The organism is Mycobacterium sp. IDUB_39 (assembly GCF_055419205.1).
In genome coordinates, this window is record NZ_JBVAXF010000011.1 from 17,326 (window position 1) to 34,521 (window position 17,196).

Genomic DNA, 17,196 nt, shown 5'->3' on the forward strand with positions numbered 1-17,196 from the left:
GAACGCATCCCTAAAACCGTGATGTGGCAAACGCAGGGGATCCTGGGTCGACGCGGCGATCGGTGAAGGCGCATGATCAACGTCATGGTCGAGCCTCGCGAAGCGCAGCCGGGGGCCGGCATGCCGCACCAGATTGATCATCGGCATGCGGACGTGTCAGGTGGGTGGCTGCGGGCGGCCACCTTCGGGGCGATGGACGGGTTGGTGAGCAACACGGCGCTCATCGCGGGTGTCGCGGCCAGCGCCGACGCCAGCACCGTCGTGTTGTCCGGCGTCGCCGGACTGCTTGCCGGTGCGTTCTCGATGGCGCTCGGCGAGTACACGTCGGTGACCACGGCCAACGAGCAGGTGGAGTCAGAGGTCCGTGTCGAGCGACGTTCGTTCCGCAAGCATCCGCATGCCGAGCAGGCGGAGTTGGTCGAGACGCTCATGAGCATGGGGATGACTCAGGCCACCGCCACCTCGGCCGCCGAGGAGATCCACCAGGACGAGAACACCGCACTCAACTTCCACCTGGTGCAGGAGCTGGGTGTCGACCCGAGGTCGAAGCCGTCGCCGTGGACGGCCGCGGGATCGTCATTCCTGATGTTCGCGATCGGCGCCATCATTCCGTTGATCCCGTACCTACTCGGCTTCGGCACGCTGTGGTTCGGGCTGGCGTGCGGCGGTGTGGGCCTGCTGATCGCCGGCGGGGTGGCTGCGACTTTCACCCGCAAGCCGGTGTGGCAGGGGTCGTTGCGGCAGTTGGCCTTCGGCGGCATAGCCATCGGCGCCACCTATGTCGTCGGCATGCTCATAGGGACGACCGTCACCTAACTGTCGCTGCCCACCGTGATCGCGGTGGCCTCGTCGGTGAGTTCGTCGATCGACTCCTCCTCGGCGTCGACGTCCGCGAGCTCCGGGTCGTCCCGCTTGAGCCAGCGTCAGGATGCCGCCCGTTCACGGCCCGACGTCGCGCCATCGTGAGGGTGGCCAGGCGATGAACCGCACCTTCCCTATGACACTGTCCACCGGTACGGATCCAGCCATAGGGTCGCCGGTGCATAACAACCCGCGTACGGCGTCGGCGGGCGTACTCGTGCAATGCGCGCGTGAATCGGCCGAATGAGTGCGGTTGTCGCCCATCACCCACAGTCGGCCCTCCGGTACCTCAACTGGGCCGAAATCGTTGCCCAAACACGGGTAGACGCTGGTGTCGGCCATCATCGTGGTGGGATCGAGATAGGGCTCGTTGAGTCTCTTGTCGTCGACGGTCAGCCCTGTGGCCGCGCTGCACTGGACGGTCTGGCCGCCCACCGCGATGACCCTTTTGACCAGGTCGTTCTCGTCGGTCGACTTCGAGCCGACGTTCCATGCCGACGGAGCTCGGAACACGATCACGTCACCGGGCTGCGGTGAGTTGAAGCGGTAGGTGAATTTGTCGACGGCGACATGGTCATCGGCGCAGCCACTGCAGCCCAGAAGGGTCGGTCCCATCCCCTCCGACTGGATCGTGTACGTCCGAGCAAAAAACATGACGATGACGAAGTACAGAACCGCGAGAAAGGCGATCAGCAATCCCACGACGACAACGACCTTGCGCAGCACGCTCCGCTTTCGTTTCGGCGGCGCAGACGTCCCGACATGCGTAGCCGCAGCGCTAGAACCGAGCTTGGACGGTGAGTCGTCGCGCGAGTCCGCCGCGTCGATGCTGTCAGTCACGGCGTCAACGTTGCCATACGAGTTTGCCGCCCCCGACGTGTTTGGGCGGACAATGACGTCCTGCGTCCAGACGAAATACGCCGGTGCCCGCCGTCCCAGCTGTCCGCGCCACTGTGTGCGGCCCGACGGCTGGGGTCGGGCCATCGGCGCCACCTATGTGGTCGGCATGCTCATAGGGACGACCGTCGCCTAGCTGTCGCTGCCCACCGTGATCGCGGTGGCCTCGTCGGTGAGTTCGTCGATCGACTCCTCCTCGGCGTCGACGTCCGCGAGGTGGCTGCGTGTGGCGAACAGCACCGCCGCGCCCAGCAGGACTGCGCCCGCGCCGACCCAGAAGGGGAGGTGGGCGTTGAATCGCTCGCCGAGGAAACCGGCCAGCCAGGGCGCGGCGGCGGCGCCGCCGAAGCGCACGAAGCTGTACGCCGCCGACGCCACACTGCGCTCAACCGGCGCGGCCTTCATCACGGTCTCGGTGATCAACGTGTTGTTGACGCCGATGAACAGACCAGCCACCACGACGCAGGTGGCCAGCACGGCCTTGTGGTCGGTCCACACGGCCATCGCCGCCAGCGTCGTCGTCATCAACAGAAGGTTGACCACCAACGTCGGGATGGTGCCGAACCGGCGTTGCAGGCGCGGCGCCACCACGACCGAGGTGAATGCGAGCGCCACACCCCACCCGAAGAAGATCAGCCCGATTTGGTGGGCGGTCATGTCGAGCGGGAACGGGGTGAAGGCGAGCAGCGTGAAGAAACCGAAGTTGTAGAGAAGTGCCGTCATCGCGACGCCGAACAGGCCGCGGTGGCGCAGTGCACGGAATGGGTCGGCCAGCGTGGTGGCCCGCTCGGGGCGTGGGCTGTCGGGTAGCAGGAACGCGGTGATGACGAGGGCGATGGCCATCAGCGCCGACACCCCGAAGAACGGGCCACGCCAGGAGATCGAGCCCAGCGCGCCGCCGACCAACGGGCCAACCGCGATGCCCAGGCCGAGGGCGGCCTCGTACAGGATGATCGCCTGGGCCACCGACCCGCGCGCCGAGTTCACGATGGTCGCCAGCGCGGTGGCGATGAACAGGGCGTTGCCCAGACCCCACAGCGCCCGCCAGCCGACGATCTCCATGATGGTGCCCGACATGCCGGCCAGGCCCGCGCCGACGATGATCACCAACAGGCCCAGCAGCAGAGTGCGTTTCGGCCCGATCCGACTCGACACCACCCCGGTGATGAGCATCGACACGCCCATCACCGCCATGTAGCTGGTGAACAGCAGCGACACCTGTGACGGCGAGGCGTCAAGACCGTCGGCGATCGGCTTGAGGATGGGGTCGACGAGGCCGATTCCCATGAAGGCGACTACGGAAGCGAACGCGACCGCCCAGACGGCCTTGGGTTGGCGCCACATGTGGCGGGTCCTCCTGATGGTTGGTGTTTCGTGGATATCGGGGTCAGCGACGCTGGGCCTCGTCGAGCAACTCGCGCATCACCCGGACCGCGTCGGCCAGGGTCTGACGGTCTGTCGCGTCGAGTCGCTCGAGGTAGGGGTCGAGTGCCGCGCTGCGGTCCGCGCGTACCGAGGCCAGCACCCGCACGCCCTTTCCCGTAATGCTGATGAGCACGGCGCGCGCGTCGGCGGGGTCGGCTGTGCGGGAGACCAGGCCGGCGTCCTCGAGCCTGCGAACCTGAGTGGTCATCGTCGGCTGAGAGCAGTGGTCGAGAGCCGCGAGGTCGGAGATGCGTGCGGCGCCCTGGTCCTCGATGGCGGCCAACAGGCGCGCCTGGGCGACGGGGAGTTCGAGCCGGACCCGTTGACTTGCCAGGCGATTGATCCTGGCGACCACGGTCAGTAGATCCGACGAGAGTGCCGTTTCAGCCGAGGCAGGTGGAATCATGGTCCCCATATTACATAGACATTCTATGTAGGTGGCGGGGGTGACCCTGGCAACGCTCACAGGCGGCGATGACAGTTCTTGGCTCGCGGCTGGCAGAATCGAGAAATGGTCCTGACCGGCGCACGCGAAACTCGACGTGCTGGGTCCTTGCAACCCGCCGAACTCGCGCACGCCGCCGTCATGGCCGCGCTGTGCGCCGCGACCGCGATCATCGCCGTCGTGGTGCCGTTCGCGGCGGGGCTCTCGTTGCTCGGTACCGTCCCGATGGGCCTGCTCGCGTACCGCTACCGGCTGCGGGTTCTGGTCGCTGCCACCGTCGCGGGTGCGATGATCGCCTTCCTCATCGCCGGTATGGGCGGTTTCATGACGGTCGTGGACTGCGCCTACATCGGTGGGCTCACGGGTGTGGTGAAGCGCCGGGGGCGGGGCACGCCAACCGTGACCCTTGCCGCGTTGGTCGCGGGCACCGTGTTCGGTCTCGCCGCGATAGCGGCACTGACGGTCCTCTCCCGCCTGCGCAATCTGGTCTTCGACGCCATGACAGCCAATGTCACCGGCACCTCCAGGGTGCTGGAGCAGATCCCCGGCATGGAGCCCTTCGCGCTGCGGTTGCGCGAGGACTTCGCCACGATGCTCAACTACTGGCCGTTGCTGATCCTGGCCGCGGGCATCGTCAGCATCACGGGCGTCAGCCTGATCGGGTGGTGGGCACTCTCGCGCGTGCTGTCGCGTCTGTTCGGCGTCCCCGATGTCCACAAACTCGACGCTCCCGCCGCTGACGCGCCGGCGGCATCACCGGTACCGGTGCGGCTGCGCGACGTGCATTTCCGTTATCCCGGTGCCAACCACGACGCCCTAGGTCCGGTGTCGCTGAGCATCGAACCGGGCGAGCACGTCGCCATCACCGGGGCCAACGGGTCCGGCAAGACCACGCTGATGCTGCTGCTCGCCGGACGCGAACCGACGGCAGGGGTGATCGAGCGGCCCGGTGGGGTGGGGCTCGGTCACGTCGGAGGAACCGCCGTGGTGATGCAGCACCCGGAGAGTCAGGTGCTGGGCACCCGCGTCGCCGACGACGTGGTCTGGGGGCTGCCCGCCGGCACCCACCCCGATGTCGACCGTCTGCTCGCCGAGGTGGGCCTCGACGGGCTGGCCGAGCGCGACACGGGCGGACTGTCCGGCGGTGAGCTGCAGCGCCTCGCCGTCGCAGGCGCACTCGCCCGTGAACCCCGACTGCTGATCGCCGACGAGGTCACCAGCATGGTCGACCAACAGGGCCGCGAGGCCTTGATATCGGTGCTGGGCGGTCTCACACAGCGGCATCAAATGTCGTTGGTGCACATCACCCACTACAACGACGAGGCGGACTCCGCCGAGCGGTCGGTGAACCTCGTCGGCAACGGCGGTACCGCCGACAACGTCGAGATGGTGCCGACCGCACCCGCTCCCGCCGCGAGCACGGCCCACCACGCGGGCAGGCCGCTGCTCGAACTGCGCGGTGTCAGCCACGAGTACGGCAGCGGGACACCGTGGGCGTCGACGGCCTTGCGGGACATCGACTTCGTGGTGCACGAGGGTGACGGTCTGCTTATCCACGGCCTCAACGGATCCGGCAAGTCGACGCTGGCGTGGATCATGGCCGGTCTGCTCGAACCCACCACCGGCAGCTGCCTGCTCGACGGCGTTCCCGTGGCGGATCAGGTTGGCGCTGTTGCCATCTCATTCCAGGCCGCGCGCCTGCAGCTGATGCGTGGCCGGGTCGATCTCGAGATCGCCTCCAGCGCCGGGTTCGACTACCACGACCATTCGAAGGTCGTGCGGGCGATGACGCGCGTCGGACTGGACCCCGCGCTCGGATTGCGGCGCATCGATCAACTCAGTGGCGGCCAGATGCGCAGGGTGGTGCTGGCCGGACTGCTGGCCAAGTCGCCGCGTGTGCTCATCCTCGACGAACCGCTGGCAGGTCTGGACGCCGCCAGCCAGCGCGGTCTGCTCTCGGTCCTGGAGGATCTGCGTCGCAACTCCGGACTCACCGTGGTGGTCATATCGCACGACTTCTCCGGCCTTGAGGAACTCTGTCCACGCACACTGCACCTGGACAGCGGCGTGATCGCGCATACCCCCAGTAGCACCACGACAGGGGGTATGTCGTGAGCGCCGAGACCAAGCGGCAACGCCGTCCCGTCGTGCTTCTGCGGCCGGTGCCCGGCCGCTCGCCCGTGCACGAATTGTGGGCTGGCACGAAACTTCTCGCCGTCGCCGCGGTGGGCCTGCTGATGACCTTCTATCCGGGATGGATCCCGATCGCTCTGGTGGGCCTGCTGGTCGTGGCCACCGCACTGATCGCCCGGGTGCCGCGCGGCGCGCTTCCGTCGATTCCGATTTGGTTGTGGTTCATCGTCTTCCTGGGCGGACTGACGGCAACGTTCGCCGCGGGAAGCCCAGAGATCACCGTCGGCACCATGACCGTGGGGCTGGGTGGACTCTTCAACTTCCTGCGGATCACCGTTTTGTCGATCGTCCTGCTCGGCCTCGGAGCGCTGGTGTCCTGGACGACCAATGTCGCCGAGATCGCGCCGGCGGTCGCCAAACTCGGGCGTCCGCTGCGGATTTTCCGGATTCCCGTCGACGACTGGGCGGTGGCGCTGGCGTTGGCCCTGCGCGCCTTCCCGATGCTCATCGACGAGTTCCGCATCTTGTTCGCGGCCCGTCGGCTCCGGCCGCGTGACGCGGCGACCCGCGGGCGTGCGCGCAGCCAGCGCTGGGCCGCCGAGACCATCGATCTGCTCGCCGCGGCCATCACCGTGGCATTGCGCCGCGCCGACGAGATGGGCGACGCGATCACCGCACGTGGTGGGGCGGGCCAGATCTCGGCGCAGCCGTCGAGGCCGAAATGGCGCGACGCCGTGGCGCTCGTGATCGTGGCGGTGATGTGCGCAGTCTCGATTTACGTCGAGGTCTTCACGCCGCTGGCGACCAGCGCCTAGCGGACTGACGCCAGCGAATCGCAACACTCCAGGGCCGCCGCGGTGGCCGCCGTGCTGGCCGCAAGCAGCGGTAGTCGGACGTGGGGGCACGGAATCCGGCCATGAGCCGCCAGCACGGCCTTGATCACCGCGGGATTGGGTTCGGCGAATAGCGCACGGGCCAGCGGAACGAGCCGGTTGTTGAGGCCGCGTGCATGGTCGAGCGCGCCGCCTCGCCACGCTGCGAGCAGGTCGGCGTATGCGCGGGTGGCCACATTGGCGCCGGCAAGGATTGCCCCGCTCGCCCCGAGTGCCATCAACAGCCCGGCGTAGAGGTCGTCGCCGGCGAGGACTGAGACATCGGTCGACACGTTGCTCATGAAAGTGACAGTGGCCTCGTCGATTCCCCCGACTGCGTGCTTGAACCCTGCAACGTTGGGTAGCGAGGCGAGCCGTGCGAGGGTGTCGGCTCCCAACGGCCTGCAGGTGCGGTGAGGGACGTTGTAGATGAGCAATGGCACCGGACTGGCTGACGCGAGTCGCCGGAAGTGCTCGACGACGCCATCCTCGGACGGGCGCGAGTAGTAGGGGACCACTGTGAGGGCCGCAGTCGCTCGGGGGTCGATGTCGGCGAGGGCGTCGATTGAGCCCGTGGTCGAGTTTGACCCGGTGCCGACGATCAGGTGGGCGCCGCGTTCACTGCACACACCGGCGCAGATGTCGACAACCCTGCGGCGCTCCGCGAACGTCAACGTCGCCGGTTCGGCGGTCGTGCCCAAGGCGACGATGCCGTCCGCCCCGTCATCGAGTACGCCATGGGCGAGCGTCTCCAATGCGTGGCAAGCGAGTTCGTCCGCGGTTGTGAACGGTGTGACGAGTGGAACGAAGAGACCCGTGAGCGACATATGTCGACGATCACTCAATCCTTTATGCAGGTCCAGTTCGCATTTCTTCATTCGAGCATAAGCTGAGCTTATGCTCGATGTGCGCAAACTTCGGCTTCTTCGTGAGCTGGCCCATCGCGGGACGATCGCGGCCGTTGCTGAGGCGCTTGCATACTCGCCATCAGCGGTGTCTCAACAGCTCACCGCACTTGAACGCGACACCGGCGTGCCACTGTTGGAACGAACCGGGCGGCGAGTGAGGCTCACTCCGGCGGCTCGCGATCTCGTCGAGCACACGGAGTCCATCCTCGCGCTCCTGCAGGAGGCCGCCGCCGGACTCGCATCGTCGACAACGACGCTCGCGGGAACGCTGCGGATCGGCGTCTTCCCCTCGGCGGTCCCGACCATTCTGACGCCCGCGATCGTCGCACTGAGTAGTGACTATCCGAGCCTGGATCTGATGGTCACCGAACTCGATCCGGCATCAGTTCCCGATGCACTCCGTGAGGACAGCCTCGATATCGCTCTCGTCCAGGAATACGACTATGTACCGCTCCTGCGCCATGCCGGTCTGCAGACCGAACCGCTGTTCGAAGAAGTCGTCCACCTGGCCGGGCTGGCCGCCGATCCCCTGACCGCTCAGCGTGATTCGCCCTGGATCTCGGGCACCCCGGGCACGCTCTGCCACAGGTTGACCGTCAGAGCCTGCGAGGCTGCGGGATTCACTCCGCGCATCCGTCACCACGCCGACGACTTCGGTGCCGTCCTCGCGTTGGTGGCAGCCGGTCAGGGTGTCGCTCTCGTTCCCGACCTGGGTGCCGTCGCGCCACCTGCCGCTGTGGTGTTGACCCCGCTATCCATCCGGCGGCGAACTCACTTGGCCTACCGGCGCGGCACCGGCACCCATCCCGCGATCTCCGCCGGACGCGTTGCCCTGCAAGCGGCGGCGAAACTCGGTTGCGTGGTGGCGGGTGAGCATGGGTAGTGTTCGTGACATGTCGAGCCCTGAGTCGGACAAGGTGGGGGCTTTCGGTCACGCCGCCGTCAGCCCCCTGAATCGCTGAATTCCCAGTCGGCTTCCCAGCTTCGGGGCCACCGGCCGCGGTGACGAGACGTCTCCTTCTCGTTCTCACTCACCTCGGAGTCCGCAATGCCTCTTTCTCTGTATCTCCTTGCCGTGGCGGTATTCGCCATGGGCACATCTGAGTTCATGCTCGCCGGTCTGGCACCAGACCTCGCCGCATCCCTTGACGTGTCGATCGGCGCCGCCGGTCTACTGACCTCCGCGTTCGCGGTCGGGATGATCATCGGCGCGCCGACGATGGCGGCGCTTGCCCGGCGATGGCCACCCCGGACCAGCCTGCTGGGGTTCGTGACGGTGTTCGCCGTCGTGCATGTCGTCGGCGCCCTCACAACGAGTTTCGCGGTTCTGCTGGTCACCCGGGTGATCGCCGCCCTGGCCAATGCGGGCTTCCTGGCCGTGGCGCTGAGTGCCGCGGTCGCCGTCGTCGCGGCCGATCGCAGGGGACGGGCGCTGGCGGTGTTGCTCTCGGGTATTACGATCGCCACCGTCGTCGGTGTTCCCTGCGGCGCGGTACTCGGCGCGCTGTTCGACTGGCGGGCGACCTTCTGGGCGATCGCGCTGCTGTGTGTTCCCGCCGCCGTCGGCATCGCGATGGGCATTCCGGTCAGGGCCGCACGGTCCACTCCAGACGCCGTCTCACTGCGCACCGAGATCGCTGCGCTGGCGCGTCCCAGGCTGGCCCTGGTCATGGTGCTCGGCGCACTGGTCAACGGGGCGACATTCGCCACGTTCACATTCCTGGCGCCGATCGTGACCGATACCGCCGGCCTGGGGGCGTTGTGGGTCCCGGTGGCGTTGGCCCTCTTTGGTGTCGGCTCCTTCGTGGGTGTCACCGTCGCGGGCCGTCTCTCGGATCAGCATCCCGCCGTCGTGATCGGCGTCGGTGGTCCCATCCTGCTGCTCGGGTGGATCGCGCTGGCGGCCCTGGCCGCCCAGCCGGTGGCGCTTCTGCTGCTGGTGTTCATGCAGGGGGCCCTGGCGTTCGCGGTGGGCAGCACGTTGATTGCCAGAGTGCTCTATGAGGCGGTGGACGCGCCGACCATGGGCGGGTCCTATGCGACCGCGGCGCTGAACATCGGTGCGGCCGGAGGCCCCCTGGTCGCAGCGGGGACGCTCGGCGCGAACGCCGGTGAGCTGGGTCCGGTGTGGGTGAGCGCCATCCTGGTTGCGGTCGCACTGCTCATCGCGCTGCCGCTGCTGCGGGTGATCGGACCTCGTGCCGGGGCGTCGCAGCGCGGGGCTTAGCGCTCAGCCGCGGCGTTGGCTGCGGCCTGCGCGTCGGTCAGGGTCTGTGCCACGTCGGTGCGGCCGAGGAACATCTCGTCGAAGAACGGCTGCAGCGCCGCGTATCCCGCCGCGAAGCCGGCGCCGCCGGGGGCGGGGATGCGCGGCCCGTCGAGTACCTGGAAGAACGGTGTCACGTCCACACCGCGGCCGGCCCAGTATGCGAAGTACGCCTGCTGCGCCGCGATGACGGCCGGAATGGCGGCGCCCCGTGCACCCAGGTACTGATTGCCCTTGGCGCTGCCCATCCACGCCAGCACCGCGCGCACCGCGTCGGGATGCCTGGTCGCCGAGTTGGCGGCCGCGGCAATGCCATTGGTGACGCTCACCCTTCCAGCGGGTCCCGTCGGCAGCATCGCCACCCCCCAGCGAAACCGCGCCTGATCGGCGATCGCGGCCAGGTTGTAGGTGCCGGACTGGAACAGCGCCATGCGCCCGGCCAGGAACTGGTTGCGGGAGAAGTCGCCGTTGCCGTTGGTGTTCGACGCCGGGGGAGCGACGTGATCGACGTTGATCAGGTGCACGAGGTACTCGAACGCCTGTGTCGCAGCGTCATTGTCGAAGGCGAACCGGTCGCCGTCCTGGAACACCCCACCTGCCGATCCGATGTAGTTGAGGTAGATGCCCTGCAGGTCGTTGGCGGCGTTGTACCCCCACTGCCGGATGCGGTCGGCGTTGAACGCCGGTGTGTCGGCGCGATTCCCGCCCGCGTCCACGGTCAGCCGTGCCGCCAGCGACCGCAGGGTGTCACCTGCGTCCGGCCCGCCGGGTGACCACCGCAGGCGCGCCATCTCGCCGAGGCTCACTCCCGCCGCGTCGAGCAGATCGGCGTTGTAGTACACGGCGATGCCCGCATCGGTCAGCTGCGGTACACCCCACAGCGTGTCGTTGCGCGTGAACTGCGCGACCACCGCCGGGTCCCACGATCTGACGGCGCCGGGCAGTGTCGCGCCGATATCGAGAAGCCTGCCGTTGTCGGCGTAGCCGGCGAAATAGGCGTTGGACAACCAGAACACGTCGTCGGCGCTGCCGCCGGCCACGTCGGTGCGCAGTGTGTCGAAGTAGGACGAGTAGGGGACGACGTTGACCCGCACCTCGATATCGGGATGTGCGCGGGTGAACTCGTCAAACGACTCTCGGTAGGCGGCGGCCACCTGCTCGTCCCACAGTCGCACCGTCACCACGGCGCGGTCATCGGGTTCCGTCGATCGGCCGAGCAGGACGGCCACCGTCAGCAGCACGGTCATCAGCAGCGCGACCGAGCCCGCGAACAACGTCGACGACCTGGGCCGCAGCTGCGCGGATCGCCGGGCGCGGGGGAGACTCACTTCAGGCCCGTCACCACGATTGATGAGGTGATGTGGCGCCCGAGCGCGACGAACACCACGATCAACGGCACGATCGCCACGGTCGTCGCCGCCATCACCAGCGTCCACTGGGCGTCGTACCGCGACTGCAGACCGGCCGTGGCCACCGTCAGGACCTGCCAGCGCCCACCACTGGTGATGACCAACGGCCACATGAAGCTATTCCACTGCGACACCACGGTGATCAGCCCGAGCGTGACGAGGATGGGCTTACTGGCCGGAAGCACCACGTGCACGATGACGTCGAGGGTGTTGGCTCCGTCGACGCGGGCGGCGCGGATCAGGTCGGCCGGGATGGTGCGGAAGTACTCGCGCAACAGGAAGATCGCGTAGGGCGAGCCGAACATGAACGGCAACACCAGCGCCCAGAACGTGTTGCGCAGACCCGTCTCGGCCATCATCAGATACAGCGGAACCACCGTGACCGTGGCGGGCACCATGAGTGTGGCGACGTACACCCAGAACAGCGCGTCGCGGCCGGGGAACTCCAGTCGCGCGAACGCGTACGCGGCGAGGACCGATAACGTCAGCTGACCCACCAGGATCACCGCGGTCATCAGCGCCGTCACCACGATGGCGCGCCCGAACCCCGCATCGGCCAGTCCGGTGTAGTTGCTCAACGTGGGCGGATTCGGCAGGGACAGCGGCGATCCGGTGTTGAACTGTTCGGCGGAGGTGAACGACGTCAGCAACCCCAGCCCGAACGGGACGAGGGTGATGAGCGCGCCGAGGATCAGCAGGGGGTAGACGACGGCGCCGCTAGACACGGAGCCGGAGGCGCCCCTAGACCAGGTCATAGCTGATCCGTCTCCTGAAGTACCGCTGCTGGAGCAGGGTCACACCGACCAGCAAGACGAACAACACCACCGCCATGACCGACGCTCGCCCGATCGATGCGGCGCCGAACGCCTCGGCGTAGATGCGGTGCGCCACCAGATCGGTGCGACCCTGCGGACCGCCACCGGTCAGGGCATAGACGGTGTCGAAAACCTGGGCCGCGCTCACGATCCCTGTGACCAATACGAAGAACAGCGTCGGGCGCAGCATGGGGAGCGTGATGTGCCGGAAGCGCTGCCACGAGCCGGCGCCGTCGGTGCGTGCCGCGTTCTGCACCTCGGTGGGGATGGCCAGGATGCCGGCCAGGAAGAACAGCGTCACGTAGCCGACGTTGGTCCACACCGTTACCGCCGAGACGACGGGCAGCGCCAGCGTCGGATCGGTCAGCCACTCGATCGGGCGATCCAGCAGGGTGCTGACGGCGCCGTCCGTGGGGGCCAGGATCCATCGCCACAGCACCGCGATGGCCAACGGGGAACAGATCCACGGCAGCACGTACAGCGTCCTGAAGAATCCGCTGCCCGGCAGACCGCGCGCCAGCATTGCCGCCGCGAACAGCCCCAGCGCTGTCTGTATCGGCACCACCAGGGCGATGAACAGCGCGGTCACCCCGAGCGATCGGGCGAACGTGGCGTCGGTGAGCACCGCGCGCCAATTGGCCAGTCCGACATATTCGATGGGGCCCAGCAGATCCCAGCGCTGCAGGCTCAACCACGCCACCACGAGCATCGGCAGCAGCAGGAACGTGACCATGCCGAACAGGCTGGGCGCGAGCAGGGCGTAGCCCCGGACAGCCGCTCCCACCCTCCGACGCGTCACGGGGTCATTAAAGCCTCTCCGGAGCACGTGCCACTACGGTGTAGGCGTGACAGCGCACCGACGTGTCGATGCCGACTTCCTCGCGCTGCCCCGGCATGAGCTTGCTGACGCCGCGTTGACCGCGGCCGTCAATGCCGGTGCCAGCTACGCGGACCTGCGCATCCACCGCATCACCACCGAGATCATTCAACTCCGCGATGGCGAGCTGGAGACGTCCGTTCTGACGCGTGAGCTGGGGCTGGCGGTGCGGGTCATCGTCGACGGCACCTGGGGGTTCGCCTCGCACGCCGAGCTGGACCCGCGGGTGGCCGCAGACACCGCGCGGCGCGCGGTCGCCGTGGCGACCACCCTGGCGCCGTTGAACGCCGAGCGCATCGAGCTGGCGCCCGAACCGGTGTACGCCAACGCCTCCTGGGTGTCGGACTACCGCATCGACCCGTTCGAGGTGGCCGCTGCCGACAAGATCGCCGTGCTCGACGAGTACTCGGGCAGGCTGCTGGCGGCCGACGGCGTCGACCACGTGTCCGCAAGCCTCTACGCGGCCAAGGAGCAGACCTTCTACGCCGATACCTTCGGATCGTCGATCACCCAGCAGCGGGTCCGGGTGCAGCCGACCCTGGAGGCCATCGCCGTGGACGCGGCGGTCGGCACGTTCGACACCATGCGGTCGCTGGCCCCGCCAACGGCGCGCGGGTGGGAGGCCGTCGCGGGTGACGAGATCTGGGACTGGACGACCGAGCTCGCCGAACTGCCGACACTGCTGGCCGAGAAGACCAAGGCTCCCGGTGTGATCGCGGGTCCCACCGATCTGGTGATCGATCCGTCCAACCTGTGGTTGACCATCCACGAGTCCATCGGCCATGCCACCGAGTACGACCGCGCCATCGGCTACGAGGCCGCCTATGCGGGAACCTCGTTCGCGACGCCGGACAAGCTGGGCAGCATGCGGTACGGCTCACCGCTGATGAACGTGACCGCCGACCGCACCGTCGAGTTCGGTTTGGCCAGCATCGGTTTCGACGACGAGGGCGTGCAGGCGCAGAGCTGGGACCTGGTCCGCGACGGCATCTTCGTCGGCTACCAACTGGACCGGGTGTTCGCGCCGCGCCTCGGCGAGGCCCGCTCGAACGGGTGCTCGTATGCCGACTCGCCCCATCACGTCCCGATCCAGCGGATGGCCAACGTGTCGCTGCAGCCCGCCGCAGAGGATGTCAGCACCGAGGATCTGATCGCCCGCGTCGATGACGGCATCTATGTCGTCGGTGACAAGTCGTGGTCGATCGACATGCAGCGCTACAACTTCCAGTTCACCGGCCAGCGCTTCTACCGCATCCGCGACGGCCGCCTGGACGGACAGGTCCGCGATGTCGCGTACCAGGCCACCACCACCGACTTCTGGGGGGCGATGGAGGCCGTGGGCGGCCCGTCCACCTGGCGTCTCGGGGGCGCGTTCAATTGCGGCAAGGCCCAACCCGGCCAGGTCGCGGCGGTCAGTCACGGATGCCCGTCGGCGCTGTTCCGCGGCATCAACGTGCTCAACACACGCGAAGAGTCGGGGCGCAGCTGATGATTGACGCACCACGGGTCGTGGAACTGGCCCTTGCCGAGGCCAGGCGCCTGGGCGCCGCCGACGAGACCATCGTGCTGGTCACCGACCGATCGACGGCCTCCCTGCGGTGGGCAGGCAACTCGATGACCACCAACGGCGAGTCGCTCGGCCGCGACACGACGGTCATCTCGATCGTCCGGCGGGGTGAGCGCGCGTTCGTCGGAGCGGTCACCGCCAGTGAGGTCGATCCCGAGTCGGTTGCCGGGCTGGTGCAGGCCTCAGCGGCGGCGGCGCGTTCAGCACCCGAGGCGAGAGACGCCGCGCCGGTGCTGCCCGGAACCGACGCGCCCGCCGACTGGCACGCGCCGGTCCCGACAACCGGAGCGGGTGTGTTCGGCAGTGTGGCGCAGAGCCTGGCGCGCGGATTCCGCGGCGCCGACACGCTGTACGGCTTCGCCCGCCACGAACTGGAGACGACGTTCGTCGCGACGTCGGGCGGCCTGCGGCGGCGCTACACCCAGCCCACCGGCACGGTGGAGATCAACGCCAAGCGCAACGGCGCCAGCGCGTGGTCGGGCGTCAGCACCGCCGACTTCGTCGATGTGCCAACCGATTCCATGCTCGAGGACCTGTCGATGCGGCTGGGCTGGGCCAACCGCACCGTCGAGTTGCCGGCCGGGCGCTACGAGACCCTGATGCCGCCGTCGACCGTGGCCGACATGATGATCTACCTGACCTGGAGCATGGACGGCCGCGGTGCCCAGGAGGGTCGCACCGCGATGTCGGCGGCCGGCGGCACCCGGGTGGGGGAGCGGCTCACCGACCTCGGGCTGACGCTGTACTCCGATCCCGGCGCGGCCGACCTGCAGTGCGCACCCTTCGTCGCGACGAGGAGTTCCTCGGAGCGGGTGTCGGTCTTCGACAACGGGATGGACCTCGGACGCGTCGACTGGATTCGCGACGGCACCGTCAACTCGCTGGCCTACCCGCGCGCGGCGGCCGCCGAGTTCGGCGTGCCGGTCACTGTGGCCGCTGACAACCTGCTGATGACGGGCGGTTCGACCACCCTCGCCGACATGGTCGCGGCCACCGAGCGTGGGCTGCTCCTGACCACGCTGTGGTACATCCGCGACGTGGATCCCACGGTGCTGCTGCTGACGGGTCTGACCCGCGACGGCGTGTGCCTGGTCGAGGACGGGGAGGTGACCGCCGCGGTCAACAACTTCCGGTTCAACGAGAGCCCGCTGGACCTGTTGCGGCGCGCCACCGAGGCGAGCGTCAGTGAGGTCACACTGCCGCGCGAGTGGGGCGACTGGGCGACCCGCGCCTCGATGCCCGCACTGCGAATTCCCGACTTTCACATGTCATCGGTGAGCCAGGCGCAATAATCGCGTTCGTGGACCACGCGCCCTATGACCTGCTGAGCCAGCTGACCGCACTATCACCGCAGCGCCTCGGAGCGGTCAACGCGCAGGTGCGCCAGACGTGCGCGGGGGCCATGACGCTGCCGCAGCTGCCGGCCGAGGACACCCCGTCGACCGATGCGGCCGTGCGCGACTTCGCCGAACAGTTCGCCGTCGACGTGGCGGGGGTCAGCCCCGCCCAGCGGGAGGCGTTCCTGGCCGCACTCGGCGCCGACGCCTTCGCCGGGACGGCCCTGGTCTTCGTCGCCGACTTCGTGCCACGCGTACTCGCAGGCATAGAGGCCCTGGGCCTTCCGGCCGTGCCGGAACCCGATGGTTGGGACCACGACACCGATCCGATCGACCTGCTGCTCAACCGGTTCGCCCCGACAGTGGGTGCCCTGCGATCGCTCGATCCCGTGACAACCGAGGTCGTCCGACTGCGCGGCGCGGTGGCGCACAACTGCCGACTGTGCCGGTCGCTGCGCGAGGGCGCGGCCCTGGACGCAGGCGGGACGGAGTCGATGTATGACGACATCGAGCACTACGACACCTCGACACTGCTCGACGAGCGGCACAAGGCGGCCCTGCGCTATGTCGATGCGCTGATCTGGACGCCGTCGCGCATCGATGCCGACGTGGCCGCGGGTGTGCGGGCACACTTCACCGATGTCGAGGCGACTGAGCTGACACTCGACGTGATGCGCAACGCGGCCAACAAGATTGCGGTGGCCCTGGCCGCCGACGCCCCACGGGTGGCAGAGGGCACCGAGCGCTACCTGCTGGGTGCGGACGGCCAGCCGGTGTACGCCTGACTATTCGGACTTCGCGGGCTTACCCGTCTTGGCCGATGCCACCTTGCTCTTGAGGAACAGCGCCGGAAGGACGACCGTCGCGATCGCGGTGATGAGCCAGACCACGATGGTCGCGCCGATCCACGAGCCGATGCCGCGGATTGATATCCCGCTGGCGAACAGTGAGGCCAGCAGCAGCGCGGCGAACGTCGACACCAGGCCGATGCCGCCGAGGAACGCCGACGCGTACCGGCTGGCCATCTTGAGGAAGAACGGCGAGAGGATCGCCTGGGCGACGGTGAAGATGACGACGGCGGCCAGGAAGCCGAGCGGTCGGATGGTCACACCGGGCACCAGCCACGCCGCGGCAAGCAGGCCCAGTGCCGAGGACCCGAGGAATATGGCGATGCGCAGCAGAAATCGGATCACGGCTGGCAGCCTAGTCGGGCAATGCCGAGCATGATCAGCATTCCGATATCACCTGGGAGGGCTCGAGCAGGCCTGTGCGACCATAGTGGCCGCGCAGATGCGCGACGGGGCGGTAGCTCAGTCGGTTAGAGCCGTGGACTCATAATCCATTGGTCGCGGGTTCGAGCCCCGCCCGCCCCACTTCAGCGGAT

The 17,196-nt window shown here is 68.0% G+C and carries 16 protein-coding genes and 1 tRNA gene; 9 read left to right on the top strand and 8 right to left on the bottom strand.

All coding sequences use genetic code 11. From position 1 onward, the window contains the following. Positions 1-84 precede the first annotated feature (84 nt). Positions 85-816 carry a VIT1/CCC1 transporter family protein gene (locus tag ACZY0X_RS28945; protein WP_463775317.1) on the top strand — a complete coding sequence of 244 codons (732 nt, stop codon included), beginning with the start codon at positions 85-87 and terminating at the stop codon, positions 814-816. 123 nt (positions 817-939) lie between these two features. Here the strand turns inward: ACZY0X_RS28945 and lepB are convergent, their stop codons facing one another. The 3 genes from lepB to ACZY0X_RS28960 all read right to left on the bottom strand — a co-directional run bounded on the left by lepB (position 940) and on the right by ACZY0X_RS28960 (position 3,589). Beyond that, complete coding sequence (gene lepB, locus ACZY0X_RS28950) at positions 940-1,701, bottom strand: signal peptidase I (RefSeq protein ID WP_463775319.1); 762 nt, start codon at positions 1,699-1,701, stop codon at positions 940-942. Positions 1,702-1,890: 189 nt separating this feature from the next. Next, positions 1,891-3,102: an MFS transporter gene (locus ACZY0X_RS28955; protein ID WP_463775321.1), complete on the bottom strand. Its 1,212-nt coding sequence runs from the start codon at positions 3,100-3,102 to the stop codon at positions 1,891-1,893. Between the two features lie 43 nt (positions 3,103-3,145). Further along, on the bottom strand, positions 3,146-3,589 hold the full coding sequence (locus ACZY0X_RS28960; RefSeq protein ID WP_463775323.1) for a MarR family winged helix-turn-helix transcriptional regulator: 444 nt from the start codon (positions 3,587-3,589) through the stop codon (positions 3,146-3,148). Positions 3,590-3,694: 105 nt separating this feature from the next. Between ACZY0X_RS28960 and ACZY0X_RS28965 the strand changes: the two genes are divergently transcribed. Beyond that, positions 3,695-5,743 carry an ABC transporter ATP-binding protein gene (locus tag ACZY0X_RS28965; RefSeq protein WP_463775324.1) on the top strand — a complete coding sequence of 683 codons (2,049 nt, stop codon included), beginning with the start codon at positions 3,695-3,697 and terminating at the stop codon, positions 5,741-5,743. Beyond that, complete coding sequence (locus ACZY0X_RS28970) at positions 5,740-6,576, top strand: CbiQ family ECF transporter T component (RefSeq protein ID WP_463775325.1); 837 nt, start codon at positions 5,740-5,742, stop codon at positions 6,574-6,576. The genes ACZY0X_RS28965 and ACZY0X_RS28970 overlap by 4 nt, the downstream gene beginning before the upstream one ends. Here ACZY0X_RS28970 and dapA read toward each other — a convergent pair. Beyond that, positions 6,573-7,460: a 4-hydroxy-tetrahydrodipicolinate synthase gene (gene dapA, locus ACZY0X_RS28975; RefSeq protein WP_463775327.1), complete on the bottom strand. Its 888-nt coding sequence runs from the start codon at positions 7,458-7,460 to the stop codon at positions 6,573-6,575. The genes ACZY0X_RS28970 and dapA overlap by 4 nt on opposite strands. Positions 7,461-7,530: 70 nt before the next feature. On the opposite strand from dapA, the gene ACZY0X_RS28980 reads away from it, so the two are divergent. Further along, positions 7,531-8,424: a LysR family transcriptional regulator gene (locus tag ACZY0X_RS28980; protein WP_463775328.1), complete on the top strand. Its 894-nt coding sequence runs from the start codon at positions 7,531-7,533 to the stop codon at positions 8,422-8,424. A 165-nt stretch (positions 8,425-8,589) separates the two neighbouring features. Further along, positions 8,590-9,768 carry a Cmx/CmrA family chloramphenicol efflux MFS transporter gene (locus ACZY0X_RS28985; protein ID WP_463775330.1) on the top strand — a complete coding sequence of 393 codons (1,179 nt, stop codon included), beginning with the start codon at positions 8,590-8,592 and terminating at the stop codon, positions 9,766-9,768. Here ACZY0X_RS28985 and ACZY0X_RS28990 read toward each other — a convergent pair. From ACZY0X_RS28990 to ACZY0X_RS29000, 3 genes are all read right to left on the bottom strand, one after another. Next, positions 9,765-11,054, bottom strand: coding sequence for an ABC transporter substrate-binding protein (locus ACZY0X_RS28990; RefSeq protein ID WP_463775458.1), 1,290 nt, complete (start codon positions 11,052-11,054; stop codon positions 9,765-9,767). The genes ACZY0X_RS28985 and ACZY0X_RS28990 overlap by 4 nt on opposite strands. 77 nt (positions 11,055-11,131) lie before the next feature. Further along, the gene (locus ACZY0X_RS28995) at positions 11,132-11,971 is read right to left on the bottom strand and encodes a carbohydrate ABC transporter permease (RefSeq protein WP_463775331.1); all 840 of its coding nucleotides are present in this window, start codon (positions 11,969-11,971) and stop codon (positions 11,132-11,134) included. Continuing rightward, complete coding sequence (locus tag ACZY0X_RS29000) at positions 11,958-12,830, bottom strand: carbohydrate ABC transporter permease (protein WP_463775333.1); 873 nt, start codon at positions 12,828-12,830, stop codon at positions 11,958-11,960. Before ACZY0X_RS29000 ends, ACZY0X_RS28995 begins: the two co-directional genes overlap by 14 nt. Before the next feature lie 46 nt (positions 12,831-12,876). Here ACZY0X_RS29000 and ACZY0X_RS29005 point away from each other — a divergent pair, with 46 nt between their 5' ends. From ACZY0X_RS29005 to ACZY0X_RS29015, 3 genes are read left to right on the top strand one after another with little or no spacing between them, the layout of a single operon-like run. Then, the gene (locus tag ACZY0X_RS29005; RefSeq protein WP_463775334.1) at positions 12,877-14,397 is read left to right on the top strand and encodes a TldD/PmbA family protein; all 1,521 of its coding nucleotides are present in this window, start codon (positions 12,877-12,879) and stop codon (positions 14,395-14,397) included. After that, positions 14,397-15,767, top strand: coding sequence for a metallopeptidase TldD-related protein (locus ACZY0X_RS29010; RefSeq protein WP_463775336.1), 1,371 nt, complete (start codon positions 14,397-14,399; stop codon positions 15,765-15,767). Before ACZY0X_RS29005 ends, ACZY0X_RS29010 begins: the two co-directional genes overlap by 1 nt. Before the next feature lie 8 nt (positions 15,768-15,775). Continuing rightward, positions 15,776-16,597: a carboxymuconolactone decarboxylase family protein gene (locus ACZY0X_RS29015; protein WP_463775337.1), complete on the top strand. Its 822-nt coding sequence runs from the start codon at positions 15,776-15,778 to the stop codon at positions 16,595-16,597. Here the strand turns inward: ACZY0X_RS29015 and ACZY0X_RS29020 are convergent, their stop codons facing one another. Next, entirely contained in the window at positions 16,598-17,005 is a 408-nt protein-coding gene (locus tag ACZY0X_RS29020) for a phage holin family protein (protein WP_463775339.1), read from the bottom strand. Positions 17,006-17,111: 106 nt separating this feature from the next. Between ACZY0X_RS29020 and ACZY0X_RS29025 the strand changes: the two genes are divergently transcribed. Continuing rightward, a tRNA-Ile gene (locus tag ACZY0X_RS29025) sits at positions 17,112-17,185 on the top strand. Positions 17,186-17,196: the final 11 nt, after the last annotated feature.

Excerpts from the sequence above, each read along its gene's own strand:
- ACZY0X_RS28980 (WP_463775328.1), top strand. The coding sequence starts at position 7,531 with ATGCTCGATGTGCGCAAACTTCGGCTTCTTCGTGAGCTGGCCCATCGC.
- ACZY0X_RS29010 (WP_463775336.1), top strand. The coding sequence starts at position 14,397 with ATGATTGACGCACCACGGGTCGTGGAACTGGCCCTTGCCGAGGCCAGG.
- ACZY0X_RS28985 (WP_463775330.1), top strand. The coding sequence starts at position 8,590 with ATGCCTCTTTCTCTGTATCTCCTTGCCGTGGCGGTATTCGCCATGGGC.
- ACZY0X_RS28945 (WP_463775317.1), top strand. The coding sequence starts at position 85 with ATGGTCGAGCCTCGCGAAGCGCAGCCGGGGGCCGGCATGCCGCACCAG.
- ACZY0X_RS28990 (WP_463775458.1), bottom strand. The coding sequence starts at position 11,054 with ATGACCGTGCTGCTGACGGTGGCCGTCCTGCTCGGCCGATCGACGGAA.
- ACZY0X_RS28955 (WP_463775321.1), bottom strand. The coding sequence starts at position 3,102 with ATGTGGCGCCAACCCAAGGCCGTCTGGGCGGTCGCGTTCGCTTCCGTA.
- ACZY0X_RS28965 (WP_463775324.1), top strand. The coding sequence starts at position 3,695 with ATGGTCCTGACCGGCGCACGCGAAACTCGACGTGCTGGGTCCTTGCAA.
- dapA (WP_463775327.1), bottom strand. The coding sequence starts at position 7,460 with ATGTCGCTCACGGGTCTCTTCGTTCCACTCGTCACACCGTTCACAACC.
- ACZY0X_RS28995 (WP_463775331.1), bottom strand. The coding sequence starts at position 11,971 with ATGACCTGGTCTAGGGGCGCCTCCGGCTCCGTGTCTAGCGGCGCCGTC.
- ACZY0X_RS28960 (WP_463775323.1), bottom strand. The coding sequence starts at position 3,589 with ATGATTCCACCTGCCTCGGCTGAAACGGCACTCTCGTCGGATCTACTG.